Source organism: Allobosea sp. AK1 (assembly GCF_006714945.1).
Classification (GTDB): Bacteria; Pseudomonadota; Alphaproteobacteria; order Rhizobiales; family Beijerinckiaceae; genus Allobosea; species Allobosea robiniae.
This window is the reverse complement of the sequence record NZ_VFMG01000001.1, coordinates 1,754,543-1,775,288: the sequence shown is the minus strand read 5'-3', so window position 1 is coordinate 1,775,288 and position 20,746 is coordinate 1,754,543. Positions and strand designations below refer to the sequence as shown.

The following is a 20,746-nucleotide window of genomic DNA, read 5'->3' as shown; positions in this document are numbered from 1 at the left end:
TTCAGGTGAGAGCGAGATTTCCGGGCGCGGCCACGGGACGCGGCCGAAGCGGCGCGATGGGCTGGGAGGCCGCTACCTCGACCGTCAGTTCCTTCGGCTCGGGGCGGGCATGCACGAGGTGGCCAGCGGCCGGCAGGATGACCAGCGCCACCTCTGGAGGCAGGCTCTGAGAGAGCGGGGCGGTGTCGCTCGCGCCGAAGGCCGTACTGCGAAGGGTGACGCTGAGATGAGCTTCAGCCGGCGGCGAGGCCGTCAGGTCGTCGTCATCGGCGTTGACGTGCAGCACGGCTTCCCGGAAGCGCCGCTCGGCGCGCCGGCTGTATGGTGCCACGACACGAACATGCAGACGCTCGCCGGGCGAAAGCGGGACTTCAACAGCCGCGCCGGGCTGCGCATGGTCCGATGCCCAGTAGAGCGCAGCTTCGGCAGGGCTGTAGCCCATAGCCATCACTCCCATTCGGTTTCCGACTGTGGAGCGGCGGCGGCTTCGTCCAGCACCGGCTTGCCGAAATAGGCCACCAGCGAGGCTAAGGTCTCGCGGTGCGGGCTCGGGGCGAACATGGGACGGGGCACCACGGTAGAAGTGGAGAGCAGGAGCAGGGCGGTCGCATGGAGCGCCTTTGCGCCAAGAAGCTCGCCACCGCCGAACGTCTGTTCCTTCAGACCGGACGGCACCAGACCGTAAAGCTTCTGCACATCGTCCAGCAATGATCGGTAGGAGATCGAGAATTCCAGAGCAGCCTTATCGGCGCGTTCGGCGGCTGCGATCATGCTGCGGATCGCCTCGCCCGCCGCCTTGACCTTGGCGGCCTCAGCAGCGCTGGCGCGCTTCTCGTCGAGCGCTGACAGATCAGCCTTCACCTGCTGGAACGCGTCCTGAGCAGCTTTCAATTCCGCTTCTGCACGGACGACTGCGCCAGTTGCTGCGGCCTTTGCGTCCGTGGCGGCCTTGCTGCCATCTGTGGCGGCGCGCGCCGTCGCACGGTTGCACTCGGTGCGGGCGTCGCCGACCGCCAGCCCGAGCTTCTGACACTGGCTTTCGAGTGCAGCGGCTTGCCTGGCCATGTCTTCACGCGCGGAACGCGGTGTCTTCGACGCTGCACTGGCCATGGGTTCGCTCCCGTTTCGATGTGGCGATAATAAATCAGTGTTGCAGCATCGTAAATATGAAGTATTTCATAGAATTATATGCGTTTTTAGTCGGCGGGTCGGCTCCTCGTGCAGCCGAGTACAAAAACATTTGTACGCTGAAATGCATGTAAATCTATGCGCCTAGAACGGGAATTGGCCCCGCTATGTGGATCACCTCCCGCGCGGCGGCGGGGTGCTGGTCGTGGGGCTCCCACCCCCTCCAAGCTAGCAATCCATCGCGCTCGACTTCCGCACCAGTTGCGCTTGCTGCTTGGCGGCGTTTCGGCGCGGATGGCTCCGCCAGGCGTTGACATCGCGAGAGGATGAGCCTGGCGAGTCCTACGAAGCTCGGTGCTGCACGGCGCGAGGCGGTGGCACAAGCGCCGGTTCGATTAGAGTATACCTCTGGCGGACTTGTGTGCGGGGCGCGTGGAGCCAGTCTCATAAACCGCCTTTACAACTCAAATCGAACCGATAATATGCGAACCATGTAAATCGAACCGTAGGGGTGTTGGCCATGCTCGCGCGCTGCTATCTCCGAGCCTCCACCGATGAGCAGGACGCCGCTCGCGCCCGCGATGATCTGGAGCGCTTCGCGGCCGAGCGCGGCCTGCCAGTCGCGTCTTGGTATGTAGAGAACGAGAGTGGGTCGAAGCTCGCCCGCCCTGAACTCTTCCGGCTGCTCGGGGACAGCAAGCCAGGCGACGTGCTGCTCATCGAACAGGTGGACCGACTATCGCGCCTGAACGAGACGGATTGGAAGCGCCTGCGGGCGGAACTCGATAGTCGATCCGTCAGGGTGGTCGCGCTCGACCTGCCAACATCATGGACGCTGGCCGCGCCCGCCGATGAGTTCACCGGCCGCATGTTCGGGGCTGTCAATGCGATGATGCTGGACGTACTCGCGGCTGTGGCGCGCAAGGACTATGACGACAGGCGGCGTAGGCAGGCGCAGGGGATCGCGAAGGCGAAGGCCGGGGGGCGCTACCGTGGCCGTCCCGAGGACGCTGAGCGCAACGCCGCCATCATCAAGATGCTGAAGGCAGGCCAGACATGGGCGACCATAGTGATGGCTACGGGGGCCAGCCGATCCACCCTCGCGCGCCTGGTGAAGCGAGCGTAAGGCCATCTGTTATATTTTTGCTAGCCAAGCGTTGCCGTGCGGCGTCAGATGCCTGATGGTGAACGTGCTGTATCAACCTCGCTTGTTATGGCTCCATCTGAGATGATGAGCCGTGCGAGGCGGGGACTGGAATGCTTCACTGTGGTCTTTCTTGGCAACCAACTGTTGTTCGCCGGGTAATAGAGACGCTCAGCACGAGTACCAGGCCCGCTATCGTTGAGACCGACCTTGGACCAGGCGTCCTAAAGGGCATGGGCAACCCGCAAGGCTTCGAAAGCCTCGTATGCGAACTGATCGCGGGCGAACTCGCTTGTTGGCTGGGCTTGTACGTGCCCCCGTTTTCAGTGGTGCGGGTGGTAGGTATCGACATACCCATGCGTGATCGGGGTCACATGGAGCACGGACCGGCGTTTATCTCGCAAAAAATTCCGGGCGCACCGAGTGACGCCGGTGATACATTCTTAAGAAAAATCGCAAATCCGCAAGATGTCGCTAAGCTTGTAGCATTTGATACGCTCATAAGAAATGGTGACAGATGGCCTCCGGATGATACGCGACAGTCTCCGAATTTTGACAACTTGTTCTTTTCTCCATCCGGTCGGAAATTTATCTTATGCGCGCTGGATCACTCACATTGTTTTGTTGAGACAACGTTTGACAACGAGCTTGATGACGATTATGTAATTTCTGATGATCGGATTTACGGTTATTTTCCGCATTTCGCGCCCTATTTAAGGCCAGTGTATGTGGTGAATGCTGCTAATCGGCTGGGGCAAATGACGAGGGAAGTTGCAGCTGAGATTGTCGACTCGGTCCCTCGCGAATGGGGATTGACGGGCCGTCAGCGCGCTCGCTTCATCGATGTGATATGTGCCAGAGCCGTCTTGGCAAGGGAAGTGATGCTTACAAGGCTAGAAGACAAGTCATTCGATTTGGGCCAAGAGTAAAATGTCTTATAGCGCATCATACGCAATAATCCAGTTTAGCTCGGTCCCTGAGAGGCTGGAGTTCGTCAATATTGGCGTTTTTTTGGTTGTGCCAGAAGCGCGATTTGTGGGGGTGCGCTTCGCGCGTAGCGTTGCAAAAATTGAAAAAATATTCGGATCCGTCTCAAAGAGTTATGTATCTGCGCTCAAGGAAAGCTTTGAGAATAGAATAAAATACGAGGTTACAAGCGGATGGGATTTGAATCGTCTACAGTCGTTCATCCGCTCACGTTCAAATGATATCAGGGTATCTGAAATGCTTCCTGCATTTGTTGATGATCCTGATGAATTCTTGAACGATATTTTCAACTCTCTTGTGGGGGAGGTCGAGCGTGCCAAGCGGCTACCGAAGGTTGCGACCGAACTAGGCCGAAAAATCTCTCAGGCTGGCCTTTCGCGATTTGTAGAGCACCCTGATCCGGTTGAGCTTCCAGAAGGTCTGACCATCAGCGCTCCCTATGCTTATCAGAATGGCACCTACAATCTGATTGATGCAATAAGGCTCGGTAGCAGCCAAGATAATGCGCTTAAGGAGGCTGCCAAAAAGGCTTTGGAGGCTCAATTATTGTACAAGCATACGGAGGGTACATTCTCTCCGAAACGCCTGAACGTGGTCGCTGACGCAAGCGGGCAAAGTGATAATTTCCGGCGTTATTTGAAAGACATGATGGCTGAGCATCATGCTAAGCTGTACGACTTGTCAAACGTGGAAATACTGCTCGACGAAATTCGGCAGAATTCCCACACCCTGACGACAAACTCTGCTGGTCACTAAGATTGGAAGTATGTGGCGCGGCCTTGCAGCGGCGCGGTTGGAGAGGGCTCCTGCCGCGCTGGCGTCTCGACTGCGCGACGCCCGTCAGAAACGATCTGCGCTAGCTTAGGCTTTTCTGTACGGCCCGAAAGCCGAGTCCTAGCAGCACAAGGCAGAGCAATCCGCACGGGATCGTCACGACGCCGACCGTGAACTGGCTTGCGCGGGCAATTGTCATGACCAAAGCGAGCAGAGCGACCGCGCCAATGCTCAAAAGGGCCAGGTTCATTTCGAACGACATTGCGCATTCCCCGGCGGCAGGCATCTAATGAAAAGCCGTAGGGCGAAATGTGTCCAGGGGCCCCGGCAATTCGAGTGCATCCAAGGTTTGCCGTCGCGCCTTCGCACGTCCCAACGCCAGCAATGACTCAGTGAATCTGCTAACTTCTGTCCGCTCTGTAGCGGTTGCTCGGCTGAAAACCGCCGGTCCAGCGACATAGAGCTATCGTGCTCGCATTTGCTCGCACTCTTGCGCGGTGCTTCTTACTGCGCAGCCTCAATCGCCATGGAAAGCCACTAGATCGCTGATAAATAAGACTTTGCGCAGTCAATCGTACTGCGCGCCGATCACTGCGCACTGCGCGCCGATCTGCATACGCGGCACCGCCTGCGCAGTGCGCAGTCACTTTATAGACTGCGCGACTGCGTGGCGCGGTGCAGAACCGCTAAGACTCGTCCCGGAAAACTTATGTTTGCAGAGTGAAGGGCACTACTCAATGGATACCGACGAAGCAGTCCGGCGCGTCAGCCTGATAGCGCCGATGCTGCGTGAAGACGTGCAAACTGCAATCGTTTCGCACGCTGTGCTTGAGGCCAGCAATGCGATCCTCCCCAAGGGACTTTCGGGCATTACGACGCCGTTCGTTGAGACCTATAACGGGGTTCAGTACGCCCTCACTATGAAGCTGGCGATGGACCTGGCCCGCATCTTCGATCTGTCGGAAAGCAAGCGCTTCCCGCCCGAAGAACAGGATAAGGCGTCGATCCCCGTCCTCGCCGCACTGATGAGCCGGCCGGACGTGCGGAATGCGCTAGAAAATGAAGCAGCCGAGTGGCTGCCTGGCGTCGAATACATCGGTGCCAGCAATGCGATCCCGGCCGATGTGCTCGAAGGTATTCTAAAATCGGTTGAAGACGACCACCGCGCTGGCGATAGGGCAAGCTTTCAGAACGCCTCGGCCAGCTTCCTCGTGATCGCGGGCAGGCTGGCCGTGGATGGCTCTGACGAAAAAGCGGCCCTCGTGCGTATCCGCGAATTTCGCAACAAGCGCCTCGCTCATTCGCTGTTCGACAAAGAGCCGGACGAGCTTCCGAAATACTCCGATCTTCACCTCTTGCTCGACATCGCGAAGGAGGCTGCGAAATACGCATTGTTGGCCGTGGAAGGCCTGAACACCGAATTCGACGATCAGGCCCGCCGCGATCACGAGAAAGCAGAGGGATATGCCAAATGCGTTCTCGATGGGCTCAAGCGGGCAGCGAGCCTCCCGACGCCGACTGCACATAAATGAAGGGCGCAGAACGGCGGTTGCTGTTGTCCTTCTCGTAGCGCTCAAGGAGCGAGCCGTCTGCAAGCCATGCCTTCAGGAGCTTACGGCAGGTGAATCGGGTCTGAGGGTCAGCGAGGTCCAGTTCAAGCGCTTCGGCAATGCCTACTCCAGCATAGCCCGATGCCTTCTCGCTGGCGCGCCACGGTGAACCCGCGCCATCGGGGCCTTTTGCCAGGTGCGCCAAGGCCGCCGCCTTGCGTTCCTCAGTCATCGTCAACATCGGATCGGGCGGCGTCCATTTCGTCACCACACCGATGTTGTCGGCTTCGCGGTTGAACGTGCTGTTACCGATATCCACGCTCACCAGCTTTCGCCAAGACGCCTCGCCGCGAGGGGCCATATTTGCCTTAGCGTTGTCCACCCGGAAATAGCGCCAGGCGTCCTCGCGCCGAACCCCGAGGCTGCCGGCATCCGATTGCGACATGGCGTTGACCGTCCGCATGGAGCGGACAGCCCCATGAAGCGCGGTGCTGCCGCGCGCATCCTCTGCCGTGACATCCTGTCCGCCCGTCTTGCGGACATGGTGGAGCAGTTCCACAGCGCAGCCGCACTCGTTCGCGATGTCCGCCCATTCGCTCACGACTCGGTCGATCAGCACCGCATCGTTCTCCGCGACGCCGTGGCTTTTCACGAATGGATCGACCACGACAAGCCCAACATTTCGGCGCTTGATCCATGCTTTGATTTCCGCCACGAGCGGTGCAGCGATTTCGAGCCCGCCACCCCGCACTGATGCGATCCGAACCGGCATGTCGCGGCCTGACACTACGAATACCTGGCCGCCGACATCAACACGCTGAAGCTCATAGTGCATAACGACGGCGCGGATGCGCCGATGCATTTCATGCAGCGGGTCTTCCAACTGGAGGAAGGCTACAGGCACCCGTTCGCGAGCCTCTAGGCCGAGCAGTGGCTGTCCCGTAGCGATGGCTAGTGCCTCTGCAATCGCCAACGCTGTCTTGCCGGCCCCGCCGCCCGCCACGGTCGCCGAAACATACCCCCGGATGTAGTGCGAGCCGTAGAGCCATTCTCGCGGCTGCACCGCCATCATGGCGTCGAAGTCGAGGGCGGGCACGTCGAATGCTTTTCTCGCCGGCACCGGGGCGGGCGGCAGCACCACCGCGCCTTGCCAGTCGGCCGCTGCGGCGGCGACGCCGCCCGAGCCCTGGCGGGTCTGGACATAGTTCTGCGCATTCGTGCAGAGGGTCAGCAGTTCTTCGCGGGTCCAGGGCGGCAGGCATCGCTCGTTCCAGTGCTCAGCCATCAGGTCGGCCGCGCGCTCGGCCGAGACGCCGATCTCGACGACACGCGCCGCGACCGCGTAGGTGGTGTTATTGCCGCCGCGTCCCTCGACCGCGATAGGCGCGTCCTTCTGGAGATAATGGATCGCGAACACGATATCGTCGGGGTCGTCGATGCTGACGGCCGCGCCGGTCTCGCGCTCCTTGGGCGTGCCAGCGAGCAGCACGAAGCTCTCGGGCGCAGCCGCTGGCGGGATGTCGTTCGTGATTTGGTAAGAGCCGGTGTAGCCCTTCGCCCCGTCTGCGTCCGCGAAGAAGCTGCCAGGCCCCACGACGTAGCCGCCGGCCGAGCGAACATCCAAGCCGGGCGCGATCCGGTCCACGCTGTTCGCGACATCAGGTCCGCTGAAGTACTGGTGCTCGCCACCGCCGGGGGTCTTGACCGTGAGTGTCGGGGGCAGGTCGATGTCGAGCAGAGCGGCATAGCCGTTCTTGCTGGCGTCCACGTCCAGTATCAGCACGCCTTCGCCGGCCGCCACGCCGTAATTGCTATCCGGCCAGGCCGCGAACCAGCTGCGGATTATGGCAGGATCGGATGTCGCTTCTTCCGGCCAGGATTTGACCCTCGGCCTCTTGCTGCCATCAAGAAGGGGGAAGCATCTGAAGCCGCGAGCCGCCATCGCCAGCGCATGGCCCAGGATGGTCATCGGGGCAGGATGAGCTTCCGCAGGCAGGGCATCAGGTTTCGCAGTGACCGGCTCTGCGGTCCGTCCGTCTAGACAGACTCGATCAGCCGCGCCGCAAAGGCTCTCCGTGGGCGCGGCGGCGGGAGTAGTTGGCTCGGGAAACTTGCGCTCGCCGAACCAGTCATTGATCGGATCGAGGCCGTCCATATCACCGGCCTCCCGCGATCTTAGGCGACTGGCGGCGCGGCGGGCCGGTGCGGCGCGGCAGCGCCTTCACGGCCGGAGCTGGGCCGAGCACGAGCGGGCCAAGCTCGGGATCATCTATGAGGACGGGCTCAGTTTGAGGCCGCTCAAGCTCGGCGGGCATCGTCGACATTTGAAGTTCGCCCAAGGTATCATCTACGATGAACTCGGGCGCGCCAGCCGAAACGGCCTCGCATTTGAAAAGCGAAATTGGGGATGTCATGATGTCCTCGCTATCGCGCCATGGCCGGCGCGCTGATTGACTGTCCGAATTGCTATGGAGCGGCGCGGCCTATTCTGCCGCGCCGCTTTCTGCTGTAACGCCGGCCTGTTTTCGCCAGCCTGCCGCGATGAGGTCCTCGTCGGACGGTGCAGGATCGTTATGGTTGGTTGCGAGCCATGTGGCTTCGTTCGGCGCTGACCAAAGCGTGCGGCGTCTTCGGGCTGTGCTGGTCTCTACCCACATCGGATGCGGGAAAGCCGGGTACCTGGCTTGTTCGGCGCTCGATAAGGTGACGAAGCGGCGCTGCGGCTGCGGACGTTCATCACTCTCGGCCGAGCGCGCGGCTTTCATGGCTGGGGTGAGACCCGGCTGAAGCTCAGCAACAGGCTTCAAGGGCCGCGGTGTGAAAATGCTGGCGAACTTGCTCACTGCGCCTCTCCTTCGCGGGACGACGACGTGGCCATCCGGCCGCCTTTGCCACGGGCGCGGCGTCTCGCGCGTCGGCTCAGATTCCGCTGGACCAGCGGGGAATGAGTGGCCAAGGGCTCGGCTTCAGCGACCGAAATGGACGCCAGTGGCTTGACAGGCGCGCAGAGCACCATGGGCCAGTTAAGCTGAACCAGGATTGCGCGAAGCAGGCTGCCCTCGCGGGCGATGCGAGGCGGCGTTCTGAGTTCAGGCCGCATGATCGGCCTCCCCAACCCAGGCGAGCAGATCGCTCCTGCGGATAAGCCGGCGACGGCCGATCTTGATGCTGGTCAGTTTGCCGCGCTGCATTTCGAGGTACAGGAAGGCGCGGGAGACACCAGTGATGCGGGCCGCCTCCTCGGGCGAATAGGCAAGGCGGCCGTCGTTAGCCGACGAAGTTTTGGGTTTGACGCTCATGGCGAAGCCTCCGAGGCGTGCGTAAGCACGACCGATGTGAACCGATCAGGTGGGTTCGCGCGGGGGTCTGGCTCGGCTCGCCAATGAAGCAGGGCACCACCCCGCCTGTCACAGTGCTTTAGGTGCGGCCTTGCAGCCGCTGCACCCCCGTACATGGTTGACCGTAAATGAGCATGCGAGGCTCGTTCTGTCAACGGGGTCGTATTGTAAACTATTGAAAACGCATGGAAAACTATGCGTTTGGCTAAGCGAGGGCTACGATTGCGCGCCGCGCCATCTCCGTCTCCGCATCAGCTATCCACTTGGAATAGTGGGCTTCTATCATCTTGGCTGAAGTGTCGTGCAGGTCCGCGACCAGCCGGACAGAGAGGCCCGCGCGAAGCCCTCGGATAATGCTGGAATGCCGAAGGACGTAGGGCACGACATCGGCCGCTAACTCCGCCTCTTCGGAAATCTTGGCCCATGCTCGCGTCATCTGGCTCGCTGTCTGCCACGCGCCGCGCCGCTCCCGCACCCACGTTGCAGGGCCGGTCTGCTTATGTGTCCAGCGCTCCAGCAATGAGTCGCTGCTCCTGCGCCTGGCAATGGCTGGCTTAAGCGCCGTCAGCACGTCGTCGCCGATCTGGACGGGGAAGGCGGCGCGCTGTTTCTCGCCACGGCCCTTGTTGCTCACGGGAACCATAATCCGCTTGCTAGCGCTCTCGACATCGCCGACGCGGACGGCGGCTATCTGGCCGAAGCGTGCGCCTGTTGCGGCCAGGAGTAGAACGAGCCGATAGAGATCGCCTTCCCAACCGTCGCGCTCGTCGACCTTGGAGGCGGCAGCGATAACGGCCCGCACCTCATCGTCACTCAGCGGCTGGACTTGCCGCGCGATGGGGGCATACGCTTTCGTCGCCTTGAACGCAGCTTTGACGATGCCGGAGAGCGCAGGAAGGGCTTTACGCTTCTCGTCCGCTGCCTTGTTCAGGGCAGCCTTTAGATCATTGACCGTGCGCTTGACGCTCGTGGCAGCTAGGCCCGTCAGGCTGGCGCGCCAGTCCTTCAGGTCGTCTTCCTCAAGCTCATGCAGGTTCTTGTCGGCCACGGGCTTAGACAGCACGTGGCGTTTCATCCTGGAGCGCCCGTCCAGCTTCAGAGGCTTGTCGGGGCGCTGCGCTCGTTCGTTGTTTTCGCGGTCTGTCAGGTAGGTTTCGACTGCGCTGCGGACGGTCGGGATCGGCCCCGCTGCGGCGACTGCCGCCGTCGCGCGACCCAGTTCGACGGCGCGCCGGGCTGCGGCCAAGGCTTGATCGAAGGACAGTGTTTGCTGGCCATCCGCAGCGAGCACGTCATCAGCAGCGCCGATGCCTTCCCGCTTGTAGCCAGCCCCGGCGCGCCATCGCACCATCCACTCCCCGCCGCGCCGGCCACGGCGGTAGCCAAGGTGAACGCCGCTATCGATGCCGCGCCAATGCACTCCAGGCGCGAGCTTGTCGCGGGCGGAGCGGGTTGTCATCGGGCTCTCGAAAAGGGTCTTTGCCATCGCTGCCGTTCACAGGTTTCGTGTAATATCCGTGTAATATACGGACCTGTGAATCGGTGGACAATAGGGGACGAAAACATTCTAACTCATTGATTTATATAGATAGTCGCAGACGGTTATGGACATAAAATTGCTGAAAAACTGTCCCTCTCACGGCGAAAACAGGGGTTCGAGTCCCCTAGGGAGCGCCATCGAGGCCAAAGTCCGTGAAGGGCTTAAACTATCGAAAAACCAACGGTTTACTCTGGCCTGGCTGTCATACATTTTGGCATGCATGAGCAGAGAAATCGTGCCCAGAGCGTCGTACCAGATCGCCCGCAACGGCAGGTTCTATTTCGATATGCGCGTGCCTATGGACGTGGCCGCCGCGTTCGGTTCCAAGATCATTCGGTTCAGCCTTCGTACCAATGAGCGCTCGAAGGCGCTGCGGCTGATGGGCAAGCACCTTGACCATTACATGGAGCGCTTTGATGAGCTACGTCGCACAGGCAACGCCGAGACAGCATTTGAAGCCAAGGTTGCCCGGCACGACCTGACGAGGCTGGGCGGGGCGGAGTTGGAACGGTTGGTGACCGGCTACTTCCGCGAAGTCGTTGAGCCTGCGGCTATGAACCCTCCGACCGACAGCGAGGACCGGGCCGAGCTTGTCGACGAATGGAGCGACACGCTGGCCCGAGTGAGTGATCGCCACGACGAACAAGGTAACGAGCGCGTTCAGCGTACCGCCGACCATATCTTGTCTAAAGCGGGCTGGCCCCAGACGCAGACTGCCGTTGGCGCCATCAAGCGGCGTTTGCCCAGCGTGGATGTGGACCGGGCGACGAAGCAATATCGCGAGCTGGTCAACCTCGTGCGCCGCGCCAGTGTCGAAGGCAGCCGGTTGGCTCTGGCAGAGTTGAAAGGCGCACGGTTCACGCCCGCCGACGAACTTTTTGCAACCCGGTTCAATCTGGCAGAGGCGAACGACAAGCTGGGGCCGCTCGTTTCAGAGGCGTTGGCCGCGTGGAAGGAAGGCAGCGGCGTCCGGGGGCAGCCGCAAGCCGCGCGAGCTGACCGCCAAGGAGGCCGAGAGTGCCGTCAAGCGGTTCACAGAGCTGCACGGGGATATTCGCGTTGGTGAGATCGCCAAGAAGCGGGTTTAGGAGTTTGCCGCTGCCATCTCGGCACTGCCTTCCCGATTGCCGAAAAAGCTGGCCAAGCTCGCTCTGTCGGAGTTGCTTCGGGAGGACTTGAGCGAGTTCCCGCCAAGGGCGCCGGGCACTGTCGGCCGCGCTGGGCACGTCCGTGCTGGCGCAACCAAAGGAGGTCGTCGTCGCGACGACCGGCGGTACCTATGACCGCGCCCTGAAAGAAATCTGGTTCGAGCCTTTCACGAAGGCGACGGGCATCGGCGTCGCGACGGTCGTGGCGACGGATTCCGAGCAGCGTACGCGGGCCCAGGCCATGGCCAGCGCTGGCAAGGTGACCTGGGACATCATCAACAATGTCGACATCATCGCCGAGTCGGCCCAGAATCGCAGCTTCTCGCGCGACTTGACCTCGTTCTGCAAAAGCTTCGAAGCGCGAAAGGATCTCGCGGAGAAGACCTGCGGCCCCGCCGGCGTGAAGATCTCCTTCAACGCGACGCTGATGGCTTTCAACACCGAGCGCTTCAAGGACGGGGGCCCCGGAAACTGGGCCGATTTCTGGAACGTCTCGCGCTTTCCCGGCCCCCGGGCGCTACCGAGCTTCAATGACCCCTGGCGTGTCTTCGCCGCGGCGCTGCTGGCCGACGGCGTCCCGGCCGACAAGCTGTTCCCGCTCGATGTGGACCGAGCTCTGAAGAAGCTCGATCAGATCAAGCCGCAGGTCCAGCTCTGGTGGCGGACGGGGGACCAGAGCCAGCAGGGCTTCCGCAACGCCGAATATGTGATGGGAATGATCTGGGGCACACGGGCGGCCGCGCTCAAGGCCGAGAAGCAACCGGTAGAGGTGTCCTATGACGGAGCTTTTCTGCTTGCCGACACGATGCAGATCCTACGCGACGGACCCAACTCGACCGGGGCAGAGGCGCTGCTGAAGTTCTATCTCGACAATCCCGACGTCCAGGCGAAACTGGCCGAGCGTCTGAACGTGACACCGCCCAGCCTCGACGCCGTGGCGAAGATGAGCGATGCCGCGCGGGCCAACATTCCGAACTCGCCGGAGGCCTTCAAGGCGATCGTCAAGCATGATGCTGCCTGGATCGCCGCCAATCAGGCGCGCTTGCTCGAAGCTTGGAACAGCTGGATCCAGAAATAGCGCCATCGGGAGGCCGGCTCGGGGATCCCGAGCCGGCGCGAGCGGGTCGCCCGCATCAGCCCCATTACGGCTTCCTTGCCGCAATTTGACATTCGGTGCGCCGGCCGTGGACAGGCTCGAGGAAATGTTGACGATCGCTCCGCCAGAGCCACAGCTCGCGGTCGACATGCGCGGGATCGCCTCGCGAATGCAGGCCATGACGCCGAAGAGATTCACGCCGAAGACCTGCCGGATCGTCGCGTCCGGAACGTCGACGAAACGCTCACGCATGCCGACTAGACCGGCACAGTTTACGAGCCCCTTCAGGCAGCCCAGCTCGGCGTCGCAGCGCGCAAACATGGTCGCGACGGCGGCTGCATCCGCCACGTCGGCCTCGATCGCCAGCGCCTGACCACCCTCGGCGACGATCCCCGCCACCAGGCGTACAGCCGGAGGTGGAAGCCATCTATCCGGCGCATCCCGAGGGCCGCAAACCATCGACCAAGCTACGCGCTTTCGCCGATTGCCTTCGTCAAGCTTTTGGCCAGCCACCCTAATGGGACATGTCGAATCCAACGAACACGCTCAGATGGGCTGACATTCCCCTTCGTATTGCGCCATGACCAGACACTGGGCCGCTGTCCGGAAGCGGACGTTCCCAACTCTGGCTCGAACGGCAGTTCTTGACCCAACTCGGACCTTGGGCAGGTCCGAATTGGGCTACCCGGCTCCCGTCGCGAGCCGCGAGGCTGCCTCAACCCCAATCCCATTCTGACTGAGCCAAGCGAGCCCGCAAGGAACGTAGCCAAACGGCGAACCCATTGGTGACGAAAGCATCTCTGATCAGGTCGCGGTCGTCGGGCGTGGCATCGAAGTCAGCGAACCACTCAATAAAGGATTTATTGCCATCTACAATCGGAGTGACCCGCAACGTTGCGATGTAGTTCTCCGCATTCACGGGCATTCCGCTCAAAAACTCATAGCTGTAGGAACGCTCACGATCCGAGTGAGCCATCAAAATCTGGCGCATAGTACGGTCCGCCATCTCGACACGTCGAACCGCGCCGATTTGGTCGCCGGCACGCCCATTCTCAATCACGGTGACACTCGGAACGCCGGCCCAATCGTAATCACCGAAGGAACGGATCGTATTCCATACGTTTTCGGCAGGTGCCTCGAAAATGGTGCTGTAGTACGCCCTAGTCATGCATCTGGTCCTTGTTAGGTTTGCATGACCACGAATTTAAAGAACTCGGAGGTTCGCGAACCACCCGGTTTCAGCCTGCGACGGTTTCGGCCGGGGCAATTCCCCCGACCGGCGCGGCGCGGGCGACGGACATCGATTAGCCCGCTTCCGACCAGAAGCTGACGTTGAGCTACCGCTAGGAAGCGGATTTTGACGGGACCTTGCTGGCTGCTCGCTTCCAACCCGAAAATGAGCCTTGCGTTGCATTTAATATGTCGATAATTCTCGACATATGGAAAACGAGCAAGTCATCCTCGCCCTGGCGGCGCTGGCGCAGAGCACTCGCCTCGACGTGTTCCGCCTGCTGGTGAGCGCGGAGCCGGAGGGATTGCCTGCCGGCGAGGTGGCCCGGCGCCTCGCCGTTCCCCACAACACCATGTCGTCCCATCTGAGCATCCTCAGCCGGGCAGGGCTCGTCCGTTCCGAGCGCTTCAGCCGCTCGATCGTCTACCGGGCTGATCTCGACGCGCTTCGATCGGCCATCGCCTTCCTCCTGAAGGATTGCTGCGGTGGCCGCGCTGAGATCTGCGCGCCGCTTCTGGCTGAGCTCACGCCCTGCTGCCCACCGAAGGTCACGACCGATGCCTGATCGCATCCACAACGTGCTGTTCCTCTGCACTCACAACTCCGCTCGGTCGATCATGGCCGAAGCCTTGCTCAATCATCTCGGGGAAGGGCGCTTTCGAGCCTTCTCCGCTGGCAGCGAAGGCGGTCCCGGGCCGAAGCCGATGGCGCTCAAGGTGCTGGATGCCGAAGGCATCCCGAGCGAGGGCCTCTCGTCGAAGACCTGGGATGTCTTCGCGCAGCCCGGCGCGCCCGTCATGGATCTCGTGATCACCGTCTGCGACCAGGCGGCGGGCGAGGCCTGCCCGCATTGGCCGGGGCAACCGATCACGGCGCATTGGGGCATCGAAGACCCGTCCAACGTCCAGGGTAGCGAGATCGAGCGCGAGCGAGCCTTCGTGACGGCGCTGCGCTATCTCAGGAACCGGATCAACGTCCTCTTGTCGCTGCCCGTCGCCAGCCTCGACGAGATGGCGTTGGCTCAGCAGGTTCGGCGGATCGGGGGCCTCGAAGGCGCGAGCGGTCGCCGCCCGGAGGTCGCGTGATGGACGTGATCATCTACCACAACCCTGTCTGCGGGACGTCCCGGAACACGCTCGCGCTGATCCGCAATGCGGGCGTCGAGCCGCATGTCATCGAATACTTGAAGACGCCGCCGAGCCGGACGCTGCTGAAGCAGCTTCTGGAGCGCTCCGGGCTGACCGTCCGGGACATCCTGCGCGAGAAGGGAACACCCTTCGCCGAACTCAACCTCGGTGACCCGAGCCTTTCCGACGATGCCCTGCTCGATGCGATCGAGGCCCATCCCATCCTGATGAATCGCCCGCTGGTCGTTTCGCCCAAGGGCGTTCGGCTGTGCCGCCCGTCTGAGGCCGTGCTGCCGCTCCTGCCGCCGCAGCTTGGCGAATTCCGCAAGGAGGATGGCGAGCTCGTCGTCGATGCCTCCGGTCGCCCCGCCACTCTCGCCTGAGGTCATCATGTCCACCTTCGAACGTTACCTCACGGTGTGGGTCGCGCTGTGCATCGTCGTCGGGATCGCGCTCGGCCATGTCATGCCGGGCGTCTTCCACGCCATCGGCGCGGCCGAGGTCGCCAAGGTCAATCTGCCCGTCGCAGTCCTGATCTGGCTGATGGTCATCCCCATGCTGCTGAAGATCGACTTCTCGGCGCTCGGACAGGTCGGCAGGCACTGGCGCGGGATCGGCGTCACGCTCTTCATCAACTGGGCGGTGAAGCCCTTCTCGATGGCGGCGCTCGGCTGGTTCTTCATCGCCTGGCTGTTCCGCCCGTGGCTCCCGGCCGACCAGATCAACAGCTACATCGCCGGTCTCATCATCCTGGCGGCCGCGCCCTGCACGGCGATGGTCTTCGTCTGGTCGAACCTGACGAGGGGCGAGCCGCACTTTACGCTCAGCCAGGTCGCGCTCAACGACGCCATCATGGTCGTCGCCTTCGCGCCGATCGTCGGCCTGTTGCTCGGCCTGTCGGCGATCACCGTGCCGTGGGGAACGCTCGCCCTCTCGGTCGTCCTCTACATCGTCATTCCCGTAATCGTCGCGCAGCTCGTCCGCAGCAGCGTTCTGGCGAAGGGCGGACAGGCCGCGCTCGACAGGCTGCTCCGCCACCTCGGGCCAGTTTCTCTGGTCGCGCTGCTCGTCACGCTCGTCCTGCTCTTCGGCTTCCAGGGCGAGCAGATCCTCGCCCAGCCTATGGTGATCGCTCTGCTGGCGGTGCCGATCCTGATCCAGGTCTATCTGAATGCCGGGTTGGCCTATCTCCTGAACCGGATCGCCGGCGAACAGCATTGCGTCGCGGGGCCGTCCGCCTTGATCGGCGCCTCCAACTTCTTCGAACTCGCCGTCGCCGCCGCGATCAGCCTGTTCGGTTTCAACTCCGGAGCGGCACTCGCCACGGTCGTCGGCGTTCTGATCGAGGTTCCGGTGATGCTCACCGTCGTCTGGATCGTGAACCGATCGAAGGGTTGGTACGAGCGCGGCGACAGCGTGCGAAAGGTTCAGGCAGCCGAGTAATTCGACGATCATGGAAATAGAGCTTGACGGAGCGATCCCGTCCATGCCTATTTATTTCCATGAACGTCGAAGAAGCAGCGAAGCAGCTTGAGGCTCTCGGGAATCCAACCCGGTTGGAGCTCTACCGGACACTCGTCCGGGCGGGTCACGGTGGCCTGCCCGTCAATCAGGTGCAGGAGCGCCTTGGGATCCCGGCCTCGACCTTGTCACACCACCTTCAGCGGCTGATCCGTAACGGCCTCGTCTCGCAGGAGCGTCAAGCCACCACGCTGATCTGCCGTGCTGTCTACCCGGCCATGGATGCCCTCCTCGGCTTCCTCGGCGACGAATGCTGCATCGAAGAGGGTTGCTCTCAAGCGCCGGAAAAGGCCGCCTGAGAAGCCCTTTTTATTTGCCACATAATTCCATAATTCTAGAATCAGCGGATAACAGAATGACTGAGCTTCCCGTCGCGATCATTGGAGCAGGGCCCGTCGGGCTGGCCGCCGCCGCCAATCTCGTCGAGCGCGGCGTCGCAGTGAAGGTGTATGAGGCCGGTCAGGAGGCAGGCGCCAACATCCGTGGATGGGGTCATGTCAGGCTGTTCTCGCCTTGGGAGTTCAACATCGCACCGGCCGCTCGAGCGTTGCTGGCAAGTATCGGCTGGGAGGAACCTGATGGGCAGGCCTATCCTACCGGGGGCGAGCTCGTGGATCGCTATCTCGCCCCTCTGTCGGTGACTCCGGCGCTCGCTGCCGTGATCGAATATGGCGCGCGCATCACCGCTATCGGGCGCCACGGCATCGACAAGGTGGTCAGCCGAGATCGGGACCAGCGTCCTTTCGTGCTGACCATCGTCGGGAGCGATGGGACAACACGGCGCGACCAGGCGCGAGCGATCATCGATGCATCGGGAACCTGGACATCCCCTAGCCCAATCGGCGCAGGCGGACTTGCTGCCGATGGCGAGGAAGCGCTCAAGGATCGCATCGCCTACGGGATACCCGATGTATCGAGCCGCAATCGATCGACCTATGCCGGGCGGGCGACGCTCGTCATCGGTGCGGGCCACTCGGCGGCGAACGTCCTGCTCGATCTCGAAGAGCTTGCGGTCGCCGAGCCCGGCACCAAGGCAATCTGGGCTACGCGCGGACGTGATCTGTCCCGGGTGTTTGGCGGCGGAGCAAATGATCAGCTCGCCGCGCGTGGCGAGCTCGGGCAGCGCCTGCACCGCCTCGTCGCGGAAGGCCGTATCGAACTGATCTCGGGCTTCGGGGCCACCGGAGTTCGTGAGGACGGCGCCCACCTGTTCGTGGACGGAGAGGTCGACGGCGTTGGCCGGACGATTGGACCGGTCGATCGCATCGTAGGCTGCACGGGTCAGCGGCCGGATTTCTCGCTGACCCGGGAGCTACGGGTCGAGTTCGACCCCTGGCTGGAAAGCGCCAAGGCGCTCGGTCCGCTGATCGATCCGAACCTGCATTCCTGCGGCTCGGTGCCGCCACATGGTCACCGCGAGCTGTCGCACCCGGAACCGGGGTTCTACACCGTCGGGATCAAGAGCTATGGGCGGGCGCCGACTTTCCTGATGCTGACCGGCTACGAGCAGGTCCGCTCGATTGCTGCGGCAATTGCCGGCGATCTCGCCGCGGCAGACGATGTAAATCTCGTCTTACCGGAAACCGGGGTTTGCAAGGCAGCTCCGGCGGGAGACTGCTGCGGCGGCCCGGCTCCTGTCGAAGCAAACGCCTGCTGCGCTGAGGATGCCTTGGCAAAGGCTGGCGGCCAGGCCGGTTGTGGTTGTGGTCCGGTGAAGGAGCCTGAGCCGGCAACGTCCTCCTGCTGCGGCAGAGCCGCGTGACCGAGCGGAGCCGCCTGACGGTCATCTCGGCCCTGGGTGTGGTGCAGATCCTCGCCTGGGGCTCTTCCTACTATCTCTCCGCTGTCCTCGCCGCACCGATCGCCGACGACACCGGCTGGCCGCTGTCGTGGGTCATCGGCGCATTGTCGATCGGGCTTCTGACCGCTGGTGCCATCGCTCCCCTCATTGGTCGTGTCATCGGTGAACGCGGAGGGCGCCCGGTCCTCGCTGCGGCGGCCCTGCTCCTCGCCGCCGGTCAGGTCATCCTTGGCCTGTCCCCAAACCTCCCGATCTTCATCGCAGGCTGGGTGGTGATCGGAGCTGGGATGGCGGCAGGCCTTTACGATGCGGCGTTCTCGACGCTGGGGCGTCTCTATGGCGGAACCGCGCGTTCGGCGATCACGGTCCTGACGCTATGGGGCGGTTTCGCCAGTACCGTTTGCTGGCCACTCTCGGCCTATATGGTCGCCCAGTTCGGCTGGCGTGAGACCTGCTTTGCCTATGCGGCTATCCAGCTTCTCATCTCGCTTCCGCTGGTTCTGACGACGGTGCCGCCGGCCGCAATCGACATTTCCCAATCAGCGAGGACGACCTCCCAGGACATAAAGCTCGCGGGCAATGATCGTTCGATGTTCCTGCTGCTCGCCGGCCTCTTGGTCATCGGCGGCGCGATCGGCTCGATCGTCGGCGTGCAACTTCTGACCCTACTCCAGGCACAAGGCATCACGCTGGCGGCTGCGGTGGCGCTGGGAGTGCTCGTCGGGCCCGCACAGGTTGGCGGCCGGGTGATCGAGATGGCCGGCAAGGGCAAGCATCACCCTCTCTGGACCATGACCGCCGCACTGGTGCTAGTAGCTCTCGGGCTCGGATTACTCACCTTTGGATTGGGCCCGGTGTCGATGGCAATCCTGCTGTATGGTGCCGGAAACGGCGTGTTTTCGATTGCCAAGGGAATAGTGCCGTTGGCGCTGTTCGGCGCAGATCGCTATGCGCCAATTGTCGGGCGTTTGGCACGGCCAAGTCTTGTAGCCCAAGCACTCGCTCCGGCGGCAAGCGCTTGGATCTTAGAACATGCCGGCGTCACCGGAGCCTACGGCACACTCTTGCTGCTGGCCGCAGCAAATGTGGTGCTATGCCTTGGTCTGTGGGCGAGTTTCCGAGCAAAACGGCCGTAAATCTCATCATCGCCCGTGCTCTTCCAGCTTGCGCCAATTGTCGACGTTGGCGCAAAGCTCCGGAGCGGACGTTCGCATAGTTTGGAACGGTGCTTGAAGGCGCCCTTTTGAACGGGGTATTTCTTGGCTGGTGGCGTGAGACGAAACGCCTTCAGCCGAGCCGTGATTGCTCGCGAAACTGACGCGGCGTGACGCCTGTCATCCGGCGGAAGGCGCGGCTGAAATGCGCCGGATCGGTGTAGCCGGATGAAAAGGCGACGTCGATGATCCTGCAATCGGTGTCGCGCAGCAGCCTGCTCGCATTCTCGTATCTGACGGTGTCGAGGATGTCCGAGTAGGACAGGCCGAGTTGGGCGAGCCTGCGTTGAAGCGTCCGCGCGCTGAGGCCCGCGATCTCGGCGACGTCAGCAAGAGCGGTTGTTCCCTCGTCGAGATAGGCCGGAAGCATCAGCTTGAGAAGATCGACGATGCTGTAGGCGGACGGGCCGTCCTCATTGTCGCGCGGCAGCGCAAACGAGGGGGGCGAACGGTTCGGGAGGCCGAGCAGCTTGGTCGGCACGCTGATCCAAGCGGCATGCTGGCCCGACAGAAACCGCACATTCGGCCAGCAGGATCGCGTCGCAGGGCTTGGCCCATAAGACGATTCAAAGCCGATCGCTGCCGGCATCCAGTCGGGCCCTGCGAATTGCCTGATGATGTAGACCGAGAAGATGTTCTGGATCCACTGCGCGTGTTTCAGCTGCAGGAGCCATGGCCCGGTGAGCCTGCTGCAGACCCGCACGTGATCCGTGTCATGTTCGATCCACATGCTCAGAATGGTGTCTTCCCCCGACGCCTCATGGCAGGCGTGCCGGAGCGCGACGAGCAGCGTCGGGGAATGCGCGATCAGGGCCCGCGTCTTTTCCCTCATATGCGAGAAATGCAGGCGCTGGGCGGCAAGGAAGCCGAAATCCTCGATACCCTGGCTTCTCTGTGCGGTCTCGACGAAGCGCAGGGCCGGCAGGAGCGGCAGGTAGAGCTCGCTCTTCTCGGCCAGGGATGATGGCAACCGGGACCTCTCCAGGAGCGTCTCCGTCGGTGCGCCGATATCGTCGAGAATGCTGACGAACGGCAGCAGGAACTGACCGCGCGTCAAAGGGATATCAGCCATCGGATCGCATCGTTGTCACCGGATCAGCTCTTCCTCAGGCGGGTTTCCGGGTGAATCGCACCCATAGGGTGCAGA

Annotated in this window: 21 protein-coding genes and 1 pseudogene; 13 read left to right on the top strand and 9 right to left on the bottom strand. The window is 62.2% G+C overall.

Features of this window, described 5'->3' with window-relative positions:
* Position 1: 1 nt before the first annotated feature.
* Positions 2–448 (bottom strand): hypothetical protein, encoded by a 447-nt coding sequence (locus FHT98_RS08955; RefSeq protein ID WP_142113802.1) that lies wholly within the window; start codon positions 446–448, stop codon positions 2–4.
* Positions 448–1,110, bottom strand: coding sequence for a hypothetical protein (locus tag FHT98_RS08950; protein WP_142113801.1), 663 nt, complete (start codon positions 1,108–1,110; stop codon positions 448–450). The genes FHT98_RS08955 and FHT98_RS08950 overlap by 1 nt, the downstream gene beginning before the upstream one ends.
* Before the next feature lie 538 nt (positions 1,111–1,648).
* Here FHT98_RS08950 and FHT98_RS08945 point away from each other — a divergent pair.
* The 4 genes from FHT98_RS08945 (at position 1,649) to FHT98_RS08930 (ending at position 5,565) form a co-directional block, all read left to right on the top strand.
* Entirely contained in the window at positions 1,649–2,254 is a 606-nt protein-coding gene (locus FHT98_RS08945; RefSeq protein WP_142113800.1) for a recombinase family protein, read from the top strand.
* Positions 2,255–2,505: 251 nt separating this feature from the next.
* Positions 2,506–3,201 carry a HipA family kinase gene (locus FHT98_RS08940; RefSeq protein ID WP_142113799.1) on the top strand — a complete coding sequence of 232 codons (696 nt, stop codon included), beginning with the start codon at positions 2,506–2,508 and terminating at the stop codon, positions 3,199–3,201.
* A gap of 1 nt (position 3,202) precedes the next feature.
* A complete protein-coding gene (locus FHT98_RS08935) occupies positions 3,203–4,015 on the top strand; it encodes a DUF3037 domain-containing protein (protein WP_142113798.1) in 813 nt (270 codons plus the stop codon).
* 755 nt (positions 4,016–4,770) lie between these two features.
* Positions 4,771–5,565, top strand: a complete 795-nt coding sequence (locus FHT98_RS08930) for an AbiU2 domain-containing protein (protein WP_142113797.1) — start codon at positions 4,771–4,773, stop codon at positions 5,563–5,565.
* On the opposite strand, the gene FHT98_RS08925 is transcribed toward FHT98_RS08930, so the two are convergent.
* The 4 genes from FHT98_RS08925 to FHT98_RS08910 all read right to left on the bottom strand — a co-directional run bounded on the left by FHT98_RS08925 (position 5,522) and on the right by FHT98_RS08910 (position 10,407).
* Positions 5,522–7,738 (bottom strand): AAA family ATPase, encoded by a 2,217-nt coding sequence (locus FHT98_RS08925; RefSeq protein ID WP_142113796.1) that lies wholly within the window; start codon positions 7,736–7,738, stop codon positions 5,522–5,524. The two genes, FHT98_RS08930 and FHT98_RS08925, sit on opposite strands and share 44 nt — an antisense overlap.
* A gap of 328 nt (positions 7,739–8,066) precedes the next feature.
* On the bottom strand, positions 8,067–8,426 hold the full coding sequence (locus FHT98_RS08920; RefSeq protein ID WP_142113795.1) for a hypothetical protein: 360 nt from the start codon (positions 8,424–8,426) through the stop codon (positions 8,067–8,069).
* A gap of 246 nt (positions 8,427–8,672) precedes the next feature.
* The gene (locus FHT98_RS08915) at positions 8,673–8,882 is read right to left on the bottom strand and encodes a helix-turn-helix domain-containing protein (protein ID WP_142113794.1); all 210 of its coding nucleotides are present in this window, start codon (positions 8,880–8,882) and stop codon (positions 8,673–8,675) included.
* 244 nt (positions 8,883–9,126) lie between these two features.
* Positions 9,127–10,407 (bottom strand): tyrosine-type recombinase/integrase, encoded by a 1,281-nt coding sequence (locus FHT98_RS08910; RefSeq protein WP_142113793.1) that lies wholly within the window; start codon positions 10,405–10,407, stop codon positions 9,127–9,129.
* A 118-nt stretch (positions 10,408–10,525) separates the two neighbouring features.
* On the opposite strand from FHT98_RS08910, the gene FHT98_RS08905 reads away from it, so the two are divergent.
* Together FHT98_RS08905 and FHT98_RS08900 are read left to right on the top strand one after the other, a co-directional pair.
* A complete protein-coding gene (locus FHT98_RS08905; protein ID WP_142113792.1) occupies positions 10,526–11,527 on the top strand; it encodes a DUF6538 domain-containing protein in 1,002 nt (333 codons plus the stop codon).
* 164 nt (positions 11,528–11,691) lie between these two features.
* Positions 11,692–12,687: an ABC transporter substrate-binding protein gene (locus FHT98_RS08900; RefSeq protein ID WP_248309181.1), complete on the top strand. Its 996-nt coding sequence runs from the start codon at positions 11,692–11,694 to the stop codon at positions 12,685–12,687.
* Between the two features lie 141 nt (positions 12,688–12,828).
* On the opposite strand, the pseudogene FHT98_RS26805 reads toward FHT98_RS08900, so the two are convergent.
* Together FHT98_RS26805 and FHT98_RS08885 are read right to left on the bottom strand one after the other, a co-directional pair.
* Positions 12,829–13,164 (bottom strand): annotated as a pseudogene (locus FHT98_RS26805) (SDR family NAD(P)-dependent oxidoreductase); the annotation flags it as partial.
* A 256-nt stretch (positions 13,165–13,420) separates the two neighbouring features.
* On the bottom strand, positions 13,421–13,873 hold the full coding sequence (locus FHT98_RS08885; RefSeq protein WP_113584473.1) for an SRPBCC family protein: 453 nt from the start codon (positions 13,871–13,873) through the stop codon (positions 13,421–13,423).
* A gap of 271 nt (positions 13,874–14,144) precedes the next feature.
* Here FHT98_RS08885 and FHT98_RS08880 point away from each other — a divergent pair, with 271 nt between their 5' ends.
* Genes FHT98_RS08880 through FHT98_RS08850 form a run of 7 tightly spaced genes read left to right on the top strand, consistent with a single transcriptional unit; the run spans position 14,145 to position 19,521 of the window.
* Positions 14,145–14,501 carry an ArsR/SmtB family transcription factor gene (locus tag FHT98_RS08880; protein ID WP_061971467.1) on the top strand — a complete coding sequence of 119 codons (357 nt, stop codon included), beginning with the start codon at positions 14,145–14,147 and terminating at the stop codon, positions 14,499–14,501.
* On the top strand, positions 14,494–15,021 hold the full coding sequence (locus FHT98_RS08875) for an arsenate reductase ArsC (protein ID WP_142113789.1): 528 nt from the start codon (positions 14,494–14,496) through the stop codon (positions 15,019–15,021). The genes FHT98_RS08880 and FHT98_RS08875 overlap by 8 nt, the downstream gene beginning before the upstream one ends.
* A complete protein-coding gene (gene arsC / locus FHT98_RS08870; protein WP_142113788.1) occupies positions 15,021–15,446 on the top strand; it encodes an arsenate reductase (glutaredoxin) in 426 nt (141 codons plus the stop codon). Before FHT98_RS08875 ends, arsC begins: the two co-directional genes overlap by 1 nt.
* 7 nt (positions 15,447–15,453) lie before the next feature.
* Positions 15,454–16,506: an ACR3 family arsenite efflux transporter gene (gene arsB / locus FHT98_RS08865; RefSeq protein WP_142113787.1), complete on the top strand. Its 1,053-nt coding sequence runs from the start codon at positions 15,454–15,456 to the stop codon at positions 16,504–16,506.
* A 59-nt stretch (positions 16,507–16,565) separates the two neighbouring features.
* A complete protein-coding gene (locus FHT98_RS08860; protein ID WP_091857532.1) occupies positions 16,566–16,883 on the top strand; it encodes an ArsR/SmtB family transcription factor in 318 nt (105 codons plus the stop codon).
* A gap of 56 nt (positions 16,884–16,939) precedes the next feature.
* Positions 16,940–18,346, top strand: coding sequence for an FAD-dependent oxidoreductase (locus tag FHT98_RS08855; protein WP_142115712.1), 1,407 nt, complete (start codon positions 16,940–16,942; stop codon positions 18,344–18,346).
* Positions 18,343–19,521, top strand: a complete 1,179-nt coding sequence (locus FHT98_RS08850) for an MFS transporter (RefSeq protein WP_061971476.1) — start codon at positions 18,343–18,345, stop codon at positions 19,519–19,521. Before FHT98_RS08855 ends, FHT98_RS08850 begins: the two co-directional genes overlap by 4 nt.
* A gap of 151 nt (positions 19,522–19,672) precedes the next feature.
* On the opposite strand, the gene FHT98_RS08845 is transcribed toward FHT98_RS08850, so the two are convergent.
* Positions 19,673–20,671 (bottom strand): helix-turn-helix transcriptional regulator, encoded by a 999-nt coding sequence (locus tag FHT98_RS08845; protein ID WP_142113786.1) that lies wholly within the window; start codon positions 20,669–20,671, stop codon positions 19,673–19,675.
* Positions 20,672–20,746: the final 75 nt, after the last annotated feature.